Origin of the sequence: Alkalihalobacillus sp. NPDC127517 (genome assembly GCF_050276055.1) — a bacterium.
GTDB lineage: Bacteria > Bacillota > Bacilli > Bacillales > Bacillaceae_D > Alkalicoccobacillus.
Genome location: NZ_JBNNQX010000010.1, coordinates 59,244 through 73,825, shown reverse-complemented (window position 1 = coordinate 73,825; position 14,582 = coordinate 59,244). Strand labels below are relative to the sequence as shown.

Genomic DNA, 14,582 nt, shown 5'->3' with positions numbered 1-14,582 from the left:
CGGATTCCTAGCAGACGTTGGTGAAGCGTCCTGCCAAGAAACGGCTTTGTACATAAGTACAACAATTACTATACATGGCTTCACCTTAGATTGCAAGAGTAAAGCGTAAGAACTAGCGATCGATTGTTCGTGCAATCTCTTCGGTTTGTTTTTTATCGAGGGCAAGTTGTGCCTTTAACTCATCAATTCCATTAAACCGTACTTCATCACGAATACGTTCAACCCAAATGATTGTGAGGGTTTCACCATAAATTTGCTCGTTAAAATCAAGTAAATGCACTTCAATAGAGGGAGTATCAGGCTTTTCATTATGAAACGTTGGTTTATAGCCAACGTTACACATACCAACATGCATCTTATTGTGTACCTCAACCTGAACAACATATACCCCGGTCTTCGGAATAATGTAACGCTGGTTTAGCTTCACATTGGCTGTTGGATATCCAATAGTACGTCCACGCTTTTCTCCGTCTTCAACCGTTCCTTTTACCTGATAAGGCTCCCCTAACAATTTCTTAACGTCTGCAACTTTACCCGCTTGTAATAACTCTCGCAATGCAGTAGAACTCACTTTTATCCCTTCTCTTTCTACCTTAGGTACAGCTAGACTACTGAATCTTCCCTGCGCATGATTAGGCATTGTATCCATTGTTCCTTTGCCTTTTTTTCCATAGGTAAAATCAAAGCCCGCAACGACATGCTTAGCACCTAAAGCCATTAAGTAGTGGTCGACAAATTCCTGTGGTAACAGGTTTGCAAATGATTGATTAAATTCTACCACATACGTGCGATCAACACCTAGTTCGGCAATTCGCTCGAGTTTTTCAGGGAGTGGCGTTAAAAAATGCATTGGCTGCTCGAGCTGCATTAAGACTTCTTTAGGGTGGGGATGAAATGTCATAACTGCACATTCCAGTCCATACTCTTTGGCGTATGATACTGCTTGCCGAATCACATGCTGATGACCTTTATGAACGCCATCAAAGTATCCAAGTGCAAACACAGTAGGGGCAAAAAGGGTTTTGGAATCATCAATGGGGTGACTTAGGTAGATTGTTTTCATCATTCCTTATCCTTTCTATGTGCTTGCTCATCAGGATCGAACAGAATTTTCTCAGGCTTCATTCTTCCTGGCTTCTCCGGATGTGGTTTATAGATTGCTAGTAGTTCATTTGACTTTGAATAAACCACAACACGCTCGGACACCGTTAGTTCATCATCCGATAAAACAGCGCCATTTCGTATTCTTGCTTCTATAGGAGCAGGGACTTGAACTGTTTTCCACCCTTCTAACGCACGCTCAAAAGGTACAAGACAATCCAATCTAGTATCCAACTCCATTTCGCCAAGCTCTTCTAAGCTTATACACTCCGAAAGCTCAAAAGGACCTGACGCTGTACGCACAAGCTTTGACATATGTGCCGGGTAGCCCAAGGCTTCACCAATTGATACAGCAAGTGTCCTGATATACGTTCCTTTACTACACGTTACAGTAAAACGGATGGAATATGTATCTTCATGTAGCTTACTTGCACTTGCAAATTCAATTGAGTGAATCGTGATCGTTCGTTTCGGGCGTTCAACCGTTTGATTGGCTCGTGCATACTCATATAATCGTTTTCCATTTACTTTTACAGCTGAATACATCGGAGGAGTTTGTACTTGCTCACCTAAAAAAGAAGACAGTGTTTCTTTTAGTTGCTCTTCTGTCCAAGAGTCGGTAACAGGCTTCTGTTCAACCATCTCTCCTTCTGCATCCTCTGTTGTTGTGGAAAAGCCCAGAGTCACTTCAGCTTCATATGTTTTTCCGAAATCCGACATATATTCAGCGACCTTTGTAGCTCTGCCGATACAGATGGGCAACACTCCGGTTACTGCAGGGTCTAATGTTCCAGTATGCCCGACTTTTTTTGTTTGATACAGCTTGCGAATACGATACACACAATCGTGTGACGTCATTCCTGCTGGTTTAATAAGTGGTAGAATTCCTGTTGGCACCATTCGCATCCGCGCTCCTTAACATACAATGTAGACTGCAAAAAAAGGATAGGAAGCATTACGCTCCGCTATCCTTCTACTTAGTTAGAATCATTGTTTCGATTTAAGTCTGACAGCAACGATTCAATTCGGTTACCGTACTCAATTGACGAATCGATTTCAAATTCTAATTCAGGCGTTTTACGCAAGCGGATTCGTTTTCCTACCTCTGAGCGTAAAAATCCTTTTGCTTTATTTAAGCCTTTTAAAGTTGCTTCTTTTTCTTCTTCACTTCCAAGAACCGTGATAAACACTTTTGCTTGTTGAAGGTCACCTGTTACGTCCACACCAGTAACCGTCACAAACTTCACTCGAGGATCCTTTAATCCACGAAGCATGATATCACTTAATTCTTTTTTCATTTGTTCTGCTACTTTGTTTGCACGAACTTTACTCATAAGTCACCTCATGCTTTCTAAAGCCATTCCATTTCTGTTAGGGTTCGTTCTGAATCGGGATCTGCATCAATTAACGCTAATGCTTTCTGTAGCTCTTGCTCACACCGTTTTTTGGTGGTGGACACAACTACAATGCCAATTTCACAACGCTGCCACAAATCGTGATAGTCCGTTTCGGAAACAGAGAGATTGTATCGCTGTCCTAAGCGAGTCAGCAAACTTTTAATGACTGCTCGCTTGGCTTTTAATGAACCAGACTCATAAATGAAAAGTTCACATCGGACAGCACCTATAATCATTTCCGTACGATTTCTTCCATAACGTAGGCTTCAATTTGGTCGCCTTCTTTGATGTCATTAAAGTTCTCAAGCGTGATTCCGCATTCGTAACCAGCTGCAACTTCTTTCACATCATCTTTAAAGCGTTTCAAAGCATTGATTGCACCCTCGTAAATAACGATACCATCACGAATTAAACGGACCGTAGAGTTGCGAGAAATCTTTCCATCAGTCACATAAGAACCGGCAATCATACCGATTTTAGATACTTTAAAGGTTGTGCGGATTTCAACTTGACCGATTACTTTTTCTTCATACTCAGGATCAAGCATTCCCTTCATTGCTGATTCAATCTCATCAATCGCATTATAGATAACACGGTGAAGACGAATGTCGACTTTTTCAACTTCAGCCGTACGTTTCGCATTTACATCCGGACGAACGTTAAAGCCAATGACAATCGCATTCGATGCAGACGCTAAAATAATATCTGATTCAGCAATCGCTCCAACACCTGTGTGAATAATGTTTACTTTCACACCTTCAACTTCAATCTTCTCAAGAGATCCTCGCATAGCCTCTACAGAACCTTGAACATCACCTTTAATAATGATGTTTATATCTTTAACTTCCCCTTGTTGGATCTGGTTAAACAGGTCATCTAAAGATACGCGTGATGTTTCAGTACGTGTTTCATCACGATGACGCGCATTTCTAGCTTCCCCAATTTGACGAGCTTTTTTCTCATCTTTAAATGCCTGGAATTGATCTCCTGCTTGAGGGACATCGTTTAATCCAGTAATTTCAACTGGCGTCGATGGTCCAACAGACTTCACTCTGCGACCAAGATCATTTACAAGCGCACGAACACGACCAAACGTATTCCCTACAACAAGTGGATCCCCAACGTTGAGAGTACCTGCTTGCACAAGTAGTGTAGCAACTGGTCCACGGCCTTTATCAAGCTGTGCCTCAACAACAGAACCTACAGCAAGCTTATTTGGATTCGCTTTTAATTCTTCTACTTCAGACACAAGCAGAATCATCTCAAGAAGCTCATCAATTCCTGTACCATTGATTGCAGATACGTTTACAAAGATAGTTTCCCCGCCCCATGCTTCAGGAACTAACTGATACTCTGTTAATTCTTGCATAACACGGTCAGGATTTGCCGCTTCTTTATCCACTTTATTCACTGCTACGATGATTGGTACACCAGCTGCTTTCGCATGGCTAATTGCTTCTTTTGTTTGAGGCATTACACCGTCATCTGCTGCTACAACAAGAATAGTAATATCCGTCACTTGAGCACCACGTGCGCGCATGGTTGTAAATGCAGCGTGACCCGGAGTATCAAGGAATGTAACCTTTTTGCCGTTTGTTTCAACTTGATATGCACCGATATGCTGAGTGATTCCACCAGCTTCTCCAGCCGTTACCTTTGTATTACGAATCGAATCAAGAAGTGTTGTTTTACCATGGTCAACGTGACCCATAATCGTCACAACTGGAGGACGTTCTTGAAGTTCTTCAGACGTATCTTCAGCATTGTAGTTATCAATATCCAGTTCGTCCACTGGAATGATTTCTTCCGCTTCAACACCATAGTCTGTTGCAATCAATTCGATTGTATCTTTATCAAGTTCTTGGTTAATTGTTGCCATTACACCAAGACCCATTAGCTTTTTAATGATTTCAGAAGCCTCACGGTGAAGCTCTTTTGCCAGTTCACTAACAGATAGCGAACCTGTAAACGTAATTTTCTCCGGTAGTGGCATCTGTTTAACAGGTTGCTGACTACGATTGCGTTGATTGTTATTCCGATTACGGTTACGGTTGTTATGATTGTTACGGTTTTGAGGTTGATTGCGATTTTGTTGATTTGGTCGCTGCGCTCCGCCTTGTTTCTTAGCCGCTGGCTTATTTGAAGTCTGTCCACCCTGCCCTTTACTTTCTGTGCTCGGACGGTTTTGTTGCTTTGGCGCTGAATTCGCCGGTTTTGATTGTGCTCCTTGGTTAGAGGCTTTTTTTAATGTATCTTCGTCAACTACAGACATATGATTTGAAACCTCCACACCCATACCTTTTAATTGATCAATTAGTTGCTTGCTTTGTAAATTATGTTCTTTGGCATATTCATATATTCTCATTTTTTTCATATACTTACCTCCACATTCATTGGTCCAATAATTCGGTTATTTTTGCAGCAAATCCCCTGTTTTTAATACCAATGACTACACGCTCTGCTTTCCCTATAGCTGAACCGAGAGTGGTTCGGTCTGCCACTTGTTTAACTGGAATCTGATAATGGCTACATTTATCTTTTACTTTCTTAGCCGTTGATTCTGATGCATCTGCGGCAAGCAGTACAAGACACACACGCTTTTTACGAACGTCTTGTAAAACCATCTCTTCACCAGTTACAATTTCACGAGCTCTTGCAGCAAGTCCAAGGAGAGAGATCCACTTTTGATCTTGATTACTCATAGTCCACTTTTCCCTTTGGGACGTGAAGCAAGTAGTTCATCGTATATTTCAGGGGTTACGGTCACATTTAAATGCCTAGAGAGAGCATCTTTTTTCTTAGCAAGTAAAAAGATCTCTTCTTCATTCGTTAAATATGCACCGCGGCCATTCTTTTTACCAGTAGGGTCAAGAGAGACGTCCCCTTCTTTAGAGCGAACAATACGAATGAGTTCACTCTTCGGTTTCATCTCATTGGATACAACACATTTTCTAAGAGGAATCTTACGCTGAGTCACCGATCCATCTCCTTCTTAACTCTTATTCCCGTTCATCAGAAGTATAATCAGTTGATTCTAAAAACGTTTGTTCATCACGTTCTGGAACTGGCTCAAAGTTCTTTTGTTCTAACAAACCTGACTCTTCAGCCTCTGACTCACTTTTAATATCAATTTTCCATCCCGTAAGCTTTGCCGCTAGACGAGCATTTTGTCCACGTTTCCCGATAGCAAGTGATAATTGATAATCGGGCACAATTACCTGAGTCATTTTGTCAGCTTCGTTGACGTTTACACGAACAACTTTTGACGGGCTAAGCGCATTTGCTACATATTCAACAGGATCCTCAGACCATTTAACGATATCAATCTTTTCACCTTTTAATTCATTCACAATCGTTTGTACACGCTGACCACGAGGTCCTACACATGCTCCAACCGGATCCACTTCTGGGTTATCAGAATGAACAGCAATCTTAGAACGATCGCCAGCTTCACGTGAAACGGATTTGATTTCAACGGTACCGTCATAGATTTCCGGAACTTCAAGTTCAAACAAACGCTTTAATAGACCAGGGTGCGTTCTTGAAATAAGAATTTGAGGTCCTTTTGTCGTTTTTTCTACCTTAGTGATAAACGCCTTCATACGGTCGTTATGCTTGTAAGACTCATTAGGCATTTGTTCATTAAGCGGCAGAAGTGCCTCTACTTTACCAAGATCCACATAAATGAATCGATGGTCCTGACGTTGAACAATTCCCGTCATAATGTCTTCTTCGCGGTCTATAAAATCAGAATAGATAATTCCGCGCTCAGCTTCACGTACGCGTTGCGTGACTACCTGCTTTGCAGTTTGCGCAGCAATTCGTCCAAAGTCCTTTGGAGTCACTTCGATTTCAATGATGTCGTCTAACGCATAGTTCGGATTCATTTGGTGTGCCTCATCTAAGGTAATCTCTAAACGTGCATCAAATACTTCCTCAACAACTACTTTTCTCGCAAAAACACGGATGCTACCGTTATCACGGTTCACGTCAACACGAACGTTTTGCGCTTGGTTAAAGTTACGTTTATATCCAGAAATGAGAGCAGCTTCAATGGCCTCAATGATAATGTCCTTTTTGATTCCCTTGTCGTGCTCTAGCGTAGATAATGCTTCCATAAATTCAGTATTCATGGTTTATTCCCCCTTTCAAACTTGGGCCTTTCTTAAAACTGAATGGCTAAACGCGCATTAGCGACTTTATTATATGGGATTTCAAACACTTTTTTTCTCGTTTTAATGGTGATTTCAATTGTTACCGTCTCTCCATCAAATGATTGTAGTGTGCCTTCAAACCCTTTTTGTCCTTCAACCGGTTCATAGGTTGAGATAGCAATGTATTTTCCAACTGCTTTTTGTAAGTCAGACGCTTTCTTTAATGGCCGTTCTGCACCAGGTGAGGATACTTCTAAAAAGTACGCCTCCACAATCGGATCCGTACGGTCTAACTCTTCACTTAAACGCTCACTCACAGTTCCACAATCATCTAAATCAATGCCTGAATCGGAATCTATAAACACACGTAAAAACCAATTAGGCCCCTCTTTCTTGTACTCGATATCAACGAGTTCAAGATTGAGTTCAGCTAAAATTGGTGTCACTAGGCTTTCTGTAATAGATGTGACATTCTTGCTCAAGCTTTACCCTCCTAACGTTCTATCTATTGAATCATTCGTTTCGTTTTATAAATGAAGCAGCACAAAAATGAAAGAGTGGGTTGCCCCACTCTCCTCCGAACGTATTCTAAGTATTACCATATCAAGATTAGCATACTCATGGTGCTTTTGCAACCGAAGGGAAGCCCCTCTCTAGAAGAGAGAAAGCTGGTTTGAATCGGGCAGTCCTTCAAGACAGCCATGTTCATCTAAGTTCTCAACCACTGTTTTTGTTAGCTTCCCACGTTGCTGCAGATCTTCCTTAGAAAGAAATTCTCTTTCTCCTCTTGCTCGTACAATATTATGCGCGGCGTTTGTTCCAACTCCAGTTAATGAATTAAAAGGAGGAAGCAGAGTCATACCATCAACGATAAATTCATCTGCTGATGATCGATATAAGTCTGCTTTTTGGAACGAGAAGCCCCGCTCACACATTTCGAGTGCCAGCTCTAGTACTGTTAGTACTGCTTTTTCTTTTGGAGCTGCATCGAGTCCTTTTTTATTGATCTCATCAATCTGTGCACGGATCGCCGTAGAACCTTTTATCATTGTATCCATATCGAAGTCGTCCGCACGAACGGTAAAATAAGAAGCATAATAAAGAATCGGATGATGCACTTTGAAATAGGCGATACGAACAGCCATAAGAACATAGGCTGCTGCGTGGGCTTTAGGGAACATGTACTTTATCTTTAGACAAGATTGAATATACCAGTCAGGTACATTGTTCTTTTTCATTTCTTCAATCCATTCAGGTTGAAGACCTTTCCCTTTACGAACAAACTCCATAATCTTAAAGGCTAAAGAAGAATCAAGTCCCTTATAAATTAAATACACCATTATATCATCACGACAGCCAATTACGTCTTTTAATTCACACGTACCGTTATAAATTAATTCATTGGCATTGTTTAACCATACGTCTGTGCCGTGCGACAGTCCTGAGATCTGAACCAGCTCTGAAAACGTACTTGGCTTTGTTTCCTCAAGCATTTGCCTTACAAAACGTGTTCCAAACTCCGGAATGCCAAGCGTACCTGTCTTACACATAATTTGTTCCTCGTCTACACCAAGAACATCTGGACCACTAAAGATCTTCATCACTTCCGGATCATCCGTTGGGATCGTTTTTGGATCAATCCCACTTAAATCCTGGAGCATCCGAATCACGGTCGGATCATCATGCCCTAAAATATCGAGCTTTAGCAGGTTATCATGAATTGAGTGGAAATCAAAATGAGTGGTTTTCCATTCAGAATTCTTATCATCAGCCGGGAACTGAATCGGACTGAAATCATGAATATCCATATAATCTGGTACAACAATGATTCCACCTGGATGCTGACCGGTTGTTCGTTTCACTCCAGTAGTCCCGGATACTAATCGATCAATCTCTGCACCACGCATCATTAAATCATGATCACTTTGATAACCTTTCACATAACCGTATGCTGTTTTTTCAGCTACCGTACCGATGGTTCCAGCTCTATACACATATTCTTCACCGAACAATTCTTTTGTGTATTGGTGAGCCCGAGGCTGATAGCTTCCAGAGAAGTTTAAGTCAATATCGGGAACCTTATCTCCTTTAAATCCTAAGAATGTTTCAAACGGGATGTCTTGTCCATCCTTCACGTAAGGCACATTGCAGTGTGGACAATCCTTATCCTTTAAGTCAAAACCAGAAGCAACACTACCATCATCAAAGAATTCAGAGTGGCAGCAGGATGGGCACACATAATGTGGAGCTAATGGATTAACCTCTGTAATTTCCGTCATTGTCGCAACAAGTGAAGATCCGACGGACCCCCTTGAACCAACAAGGTACCCATCGATTAATGATTTTTTCACGAGTTTGTGCGAGATTAAATAAATAACCGCAAAACCGTGTCCAATAATACTTTTAAGCTCTTTCTCGAGTCTTGCTGTAACAATTTCGGGAAGCTCTTCTCCGTAGATGCTTTTCGCCATGTCATAGCTCATCTTTCTGATTTCTTCATCTGCTCCCTCAATTTTAGGCGCATATAAATCATCAGGAACTGGCTGAATCCCGTCTTCAACTAAATCCGCAATGGCATTTGTCTGAGTTACAACAATCTCTTTGGCTGTTTCTTCGCCTAAAAAAGAAAATAACTTAAGCATCTCATCTGTTGTTCTGAAATGAACCTCTGGCAGCTCTTGACGATTTAATGGATTCGCACCACCTTGGGAGGCAATGAGAATTTTTCGGTTAATGTGATCTTCCCTCTGCAAGTAATGAACATTTCCAGTTGCAACAACTGGTTTTCCAAGTTTTTCACCTAAGTCAACAATGTTCTTAATAATTTCATGAAGGGCGTCTTCATTCTTTACAAGCTCACGTTCAATGAGATGCGCATAATTAGACGGTGGCTGTACTTCTAAATAATCATAAAAAGCGGCAATGCTTTCGACTTCATCCGCTGACTTTTGCATCATTCCTTCAAACACTTCACCCTTATCACATGCAGAGCCAATGATTAGGCCATTACGATGCTTCGTCAATTGAGACCGCGGGATTCGTGGGTTTCTAAAGAAATAATCAACATGTGAAATACTGATAAGCTTGTATAAATTCTTTAAACCTTCTTGTGAAGTCACAAGAATGGTGCAATGAAACGGTCTTTGGCGATGAAAATTCCCTTGTCCCATGTGCTGATTAATTTCATCATGTGAATAAATTTCTTTTTCACGCGAGTCTTTTATCATCTTCCAAAGCAAGTAGCCTGTAGCTTCCGCATCGTAAATAGCACGGTGATGACTCACTAGCTCGATATCAAATTTCTTACATAATGTATTTAGACGATGGTTCTTTAGCTCTGGGTAAAGAAAACGTCCTAACTCCAGGGTGTCTATGACTGGATGCTGCACTTCGCCCATACCTAGCTTTTTATAGCCTACATTTAAGAAGCCAATGTCAAAGCTTGCATTGTGCGCTACGAGGACAGAGCCTTTAGCAAATTCATAAAAGTCCTTTAAGACATCTTCCACTTCAGGCTGCCCGCGCACCATGTCATCAGTAATTCCTGTTAAGTTCATAATAGTGTTACTCAGGGGTTCATGTGGATCGGCGAATGATTCAAACCGGTCAATAATTTCCCCATCTTTTATTTTAACGGCTGCGAGTTCAATGATCGTGTTATAAACTGCAGATAAACCGGTGGTCTCAACGTCAAACACAACATATTCCGCTGTTTCAAGATCTAGCCTTTGCTCGTTATAAGCAATTGGCACGCCATCATCAACCAGGTTCGCTTCAAGTCCAAACAAAATTTTTACACCATGTTTTTTACTAGCTGAGTAAGCCTCTGGAAAGGCCTGCGCTACACCATGATCTGTAATAGCCATTGCTTTATGACCCCATGCAGCGGCTTGTTCTACATATCTACCTACTGATGTCATGCCATCCATCTGACTCATTGATGAGTGCAGGTGAAGCTCCACTCTTTTTTCTTCTGCTTGATCGACGATAACATCAGGCTGAATTTGGTTAATGTCGTTTGCGATCATCACAAGATCACGAACAAAGGTATCGTTTTGAATCCCTCCACGAACCTTTAACCACATCCCTTTTTTCACAGCGCCAAGTAGAGGAAGATCTTCTTTATCACGCGAGAAGATTTTTACGAGAATCGAGTCTGTATAATCCGTGATTTTAAAGGTTAATAAAGAACGCCCACTTCGTAGCTCACGTATTTCCGCGGCAAACACATACCCCTGGACTGTAATTCGGCGTTCTTCATCCACGATTCCTTCAATTGGAGTCGCGTCATCCTTGATTGGATATCCAAGCATAAGCGGTTTTCCTTGAAGCTCATTCGCCACTTGTTCTTCTGCTTTCTTCTTCTCAATCATGGCTTCTACTACTTTAGAATGATCCTCTTCTTCACGATTCTTAACAAATTGTTCAAATGCTTTTGTGGATTCTTGATATGTTGCTTCCAGTAACACATCCCGTAAACCAAATCGATTCAGACATTCATTAAGTGGATCTGCTAGCTTCCGCTTTAAAGCAGTAGCCTCTGTTTCGTTTCGCACTTGAATGGTTACAGTTCGTCCATCATAATTGGGCGTTTGGTTCTTGAGTAGATTTCGCAAGGAATCTGAAACATCGGTAACCGTTGCTGCAATCATTGGCCAGTAACCTAACCAAACGGATTCGGTTGGTGTAGATGACTGATAGGAGAAGCTATGAGTAACTGTTGCAATATGCTTAAATGTTTGAGAAAGTCTATCTTCAAACAACTGATAAACGGATGCTGGTACTAAGTTTGGTAATGAAATATGAAAGTGCCAGCTTTTCTTTTCTTTTGAGATCACTAGCTTTTGGATAAAGCCATCAGCAAAATAACTAGTTATAAGATCTTCAGGTATTTGTAATTGCGTCAATAACAGTTGAAGCCGTTCTTGTCGTGTTTGTTTTTCTTGATCGATTTCTGGCACCCCCTCTAATGTGGTCAATAAAAAAAGGGCTGATGCAAAAGATTGGATCAGCCCAAACCATTTATACGTTTGAGAGTTCCTGCAGTTTGCTTTGAATCAAGTCTGCAAGATTATCAATGTGTACGTCTTCTGATTCACCAGTTGAACGTACCTTCACTTCTACAACTCCCTCAGAAGCTCGTTTGCCTACAGATACTCGAATTGGTAATCCAATCAAGTCTGCATCCTTGAACTTAACTCCTGCTCGTTCTGGACGATCATCGAATAGAACATCCCAGCCTGATTGTTTCAAAGAAGTATAAAGCTTCTCTGATAGTTCAGCCTGTTCTTCATTTTTTGAGTTTAACGTTAATAAATGTAAATCAAATGGCGCCACTGCAGCTGGCCAAACAATTCCATTCTCATCATTATGCTGTTCAATAATCGCAGCCACTGTTCTTGAGATCCCAATACCGTAACAGCCCATTTTATATGGATTTGCTCGTCCATTTTGATCTAGGAAGGAAGCTCCCATTGATTCTGAATAGAATGTTCCAAGCTTAAATACTTGTCCGATTTCAATCCCTCTAGCAAACTGAATCGTTCCTTGACCATCAGGTGAAGCATCTCCCTCTTCAATCATTCGTAAATCTGCGTACGAGTCAATGGTAAATTCAGCAAACTCTACTGTAGTGCCAGTGCTTTGTACCATAAATGACGTGGCACCTTGAAGGGACTGATCGGATATCACTCTGTATCCATCCACATGTTGAGTAGATAATGATCCTTTTTCAACATTAAACGTTTCTTGTACCTCTTGATCATTAAGAATAGAAAGAGACTTCACATGAAGTTCATGTAAGGACTTCACTTCATTTAATTCATGATTTGCTCCCACTAAAAGAACAATAATCTCGTCATCTGCTCTAACTGGAAGAAATTGAACCGACGGATTTGAATCTTCTGCGGTTCCCGCTTGTACAGCTGCCATCTCTATATTGGCAGCGTAACTTGATGTATCTGAATAGGCGATTGTATCCTCACCAACCTCAGCCAGTGCCATAAATTCAAATGTGTCCTTACCACCCATGGCACCAGAATCGGCAATAACAGCTCTAAATGTTAATCCTACTCTAGTAAAAATTCGTTCATATGCCTGATACATTGCTTGATAGGTCTCATCAAGACTTTCTTCTGTATCATGGAAGGAATAAGCATCCTTCATAATGAATTCACGACCTCGAAGTAATCCAAATCTCGGTCTGCGTTCATCCCGGAACTTCGTTTGGATCTGAAACACGTTTAATGGAAGCTTTTTGTAAGAACCAATGGCATCACGAATAATGCTTGTGATGACTTCTTCATGAGTTGGTCCGAGCGCAAAGTCTCGTCCATGACGGTCTTTCAGACGAATAAGCTCATCTCCCATTTTGTCCCATCTTCCAGTCTCCTGCCATAACTCAGATGGATGTAAGCTTGGAAGAGTTAACTCCTGCACATCAATCGCTTCAAGTTCTTCACGAACAATCGCTTCTACTTTTGATATGACTCGTTTTGCAAGCGGTAAATACGTGTATACCCCAGCAGCATTCTGTCTCATCATCCCTGCACGAAGCATCAGTTGATGACTTTTCACATCCGCATCGGAAGGTATATCGCGTAATGTTGGTAACAAAAATGTTTTTTGTCTCATAATCCTTATTTCCCTTCTAGGAATGATCTCTACATAAACAATTTACTAATGTCGTTCCACGTGACTACAATCATAAGAAGCATCAAAAAGGCAAATCCAACAAATTGAATCATTCCTTCTTTTTGAGGATCAACTGGTTTTCCTCTTAAAGCCTCATAGCCTAGGAAAACAAGTCGGCCTCCATCCATAGCTGGAATGGGCAATAGATTTACGATCCCAAGGTTCATACTTAACATTGCAGCAAAATTAATCAATGTAAGAATACCTAGTGACGCTGCTTCTCCAGTAATATTATAAATGCCAACTGGACCAGCAATATAATCTAGTGAAAATTGACCCGTAATGATTGTACCAAGCGTTTTAAAAATAGATATAACGACTTCGTATGGTTTAATAAACCCTTCTAAAATTGCTGCACCAAAATCTTGTTTTATAACTGGGCCTACACCTAATTGACCAATTTGCTCGGGACCTAGATCAACTGAAATCGTATTCGCATCAAGCTGAATCATTTGTCCATCTCGCTCTAACCCAACAGTAATCGTAGAATTAGGGTTATCTTCTATTATAGATGTCACCTGTCTCCAAGTAGAAACGTCTTCACCATTAATACTTTGGATGACGTCACCTTGCTCAATTCCTGCCGCCTCTGCACCTGAGTCCTCAGCAACAGCTGCTACTTCAGGTGTTGGCAGGCCTTGAATGGCTGCAACAATCACAAATAAGAAAAAGGCTAATACAAAATTCATTAAAGGTCCTGCGAAAATAGCCAAAGATCGTTTTCCGACTGATTTTGAACCAAATTGACGATCATATGGGGCAATTTGATTCGGAACTTCATCTTCAATGATATCCGCTCGTTCGTGAACGTGATAGGTAATGAGTTCATCCTCATCATTAAACGCCTCAATCACTAGTTCTCGTTCTAGATCAATTCGTTCAACCTGAACCACCTGTGCTTCAGGATGCTTTGACTTGTTGTTCACATAAATCTTTGTCACTTTGTCTTGTGCGTCCAGAACTAGTCCCACTTCATAACCTGGTTTGATCGATACTTGCTCCGGATCCTCCCCAGCCATTCGCACAAACCCACCTATGGGAAGGAGACGAACAGTATAAATGGTTTCATCACGTTTGAACGAGAAAAGCTTTGGACCCATACCAATTGCAAACTCACGGCAGAGAATTCCGGCTTTTTGAGCAAAGTACAAATGCCCCCACTCATGAACAAATACAAGTACACTGAAAATAACCAGAAATGAAAGTAATGTATTCAATGTTAAACTTCTCCGCCTTT

General features: G+C 41.1%; 12 protein-coding genes. All 12 read right to left on the bottom strand.

Annotated elements, in window-relative coordinates:
- Window positions 1–112: 112 nt before the first annotated feature.
- Window positions 113–1,063: a riboflavin biosynthesis protein RibF gene (ribF, locus tag ACQKKO_RS14690; protein ID WP_498648433.1), complete on the bottom strand. Its 951-nt coding sequence runs from the start codon at window positions 1,061–1,063 to the stop codon at window positions 113–115.
- Window positions 1,063–1,998 carry a tRNA pseudouridine(55) synthase TruB gene (gene truB / locus ACQKKO_RS14685; RefSeq protein WP_498648658.1) on the bottom strand — a complete coding sequence of 312 codons (936 nt, stop codon included), beginning with the start codon at window positions 1,996–1,998 and terminating at the stop codon, window positions 1,063–1,065. Before truB ends, ribF begins: the two co-directional genes overlap by 1 nt.
- Window positions 1,999–2,078: 80 nt before the next feature.
- A complete protein-coding gene (rbfA, locus tag ACQKKO_RS14680; RefSeq protein ID WP_479821584.1) occupies window positions 2,079–2,435 on the bottom strand; it encodes a 30S ribosome-binding factor RbfA in 357 nt (118 codons plus the stop codon).
- A 17-nt stretch (window positions 2,436–2,452) separates the two neighbouring features.
- Complete coding sequence (locus tag ACQKKO_RS14675) at window positions 2,453–2,734, bottom strand: DUF503 domain-containing protein (protein WP_498648431.1); 282 nt, start codon at window positions 2,732–2,734, stop codon at window positions 2,453–2,455.
- Window positions 2,731–4,872, bottom strand: a complete 2,142-nt coding sequence (gene infB / locus ACQKKO_RS14670; RefSeq protein WP_498648429.1) for a translation initiation factor IF-2 — start codon at window positions 4,870–4,872, stop codon at window positions 2,731–2,733. The genes ACQKKO_RS14675 and infB overlap by 4 nt, the downstream gene beginning before the upstream one ends.
- A gap of 16 nt (window positions 4,873–4,888) precedes the next feature.
- Entirely contained in the window at window positions 4,889–5,200 is a 312-nt protein-coding gene (locus ACQKKO_RS14665; RefSeq protein ID WP_498648427.1) for a YlxQ family RNA-binding protein, read from the bottom strand.
- The gene (gene rnpM / locus ACQKKO_RS14660; protein WP_498648426.1) at window positions 5,197–5,475 is read right to left on the bottom strand and encodes an RNase P modulator RnpM; all 279 of its coding nucleotides are present in this window, start codon (window positions 5,473–5,475) and stop codon (window positions 5,197–5,199) included. The genes ACQKKO_RS14665 and rnpM overlap by 4 nt, the downstream gene beginning before the upstream one ends.
- A gap of 22 nt (window positions 5,476–5,497) precedes the next feature.
- Complete coding sequence (nusA, locus tag ACQKKO_RS14655; RefSeq protein ID WP_498648425.1) at window positions 5,498–6,631, bottom strand: transcription termination factor NusA; 1,134 nt, start codon at window positions 6,629–6,631, stop codon at window positions 5,498–5,500.
- A 32-nt stretch (window positions 6,632–6,663) separates the two neighbouring features.
- Window positions 6,664–7,134, bottom strand: coding sequence for a ribosome maturation factor RimP (rimP, locus tag ACQKKO_RS14650; protein WP_498648423.1), 471 nt, complete (start codon window positions 7,132–7,134; stop codon window positions 6,664–6,666).
- A gap of 171 nt (window positions 7,135–7,305) precedes the next feature.
- Window positions 7,306–11,604, bottom strand: coding sequence for a PolC-type DNA polymerase III (locus ACQKKO_RS14645; protein ID WP_498648656.1), 4,299 nt, complete (start codon window positions 11,602–11,604; stop codon window positions 7,306–7,308).
- Window positions 11,605–11,674: 70 nt separating this feature from the next.
- On the bottom strand, window positions 11,675–13,285 hold the full coding sequence (proS, locus tag ACQKKO_RS14640) for a proline--tRNA ligase (RefSeq protein WP_498648422.1): 1,611 nt from the start codon (window positions 13,283–13,285) through the stop codon (window positions 11,675–11,677).
- Window positions 13,286–13,314: 29 nt separating this feature from the next.
- Entirely contained in the window at window positions 13,315–14,562 is a 1,248-nt protein-coding gene (gene rseP, locus ACQKKO_RS14635; protein WP_498648420.1) for an RIP metalloprotease RseP, read from the bottom strand.
- Window positions 14,563–14,582: the final 20 nt, after the last annotated feature.

Excerpts from the sequence above, each read along its gene's own strand:
- ribF (WP_498648433.1), bottom strand. The coding sequence starts at position 1,063 with ATGAAAACAATCTACCTAAGTCACCCCATTGATGATTCCAAAACCCTT.
- rbfA (WP_479821584.1), bottom strand. The coding sequence starts at position 2,435 with ATGAGTAAAGTTCGTGCAAACAAAGTAGCAGAACAAATGAAAAAAGAA.
- ACQKKO_RS14675 (WP_498648431.1), bottom strand. The coding sequence starts at position 2,734 with ATGATTATAGGTGCTGTCCGATGTGAACTTTTCATTTATGAGTCTGGT.
- infB (WP_498648429.1), bottom strand. The coding sequence starts at position 4,872 with ATGAAAAAAATGAGAATATATGAATATGCCAAAGAACATAATTTACAA.
- ACQKKO_RS14665 (WP_498648427.1), bottom strand. The coding sequence starts at position 5,200 with ATGAGTAATCAAGATCAAAAGTGGATCTCTCTCCTTGGACTTGCTGCA.
- nusA (WP_498648425.1), bottom strand. The coding sequence starts at position 6,631 with ATGAATACTGAATTTATGGAAGCATTATCTACGCTAGAGCACGACAAG.
- proS (WP_498648422.1), bottom strand. The coding sequence starts at position 13,285 with ATGAGACAAAAAACATTTTTGTTACCAACATTACGCGATATACCTTCC.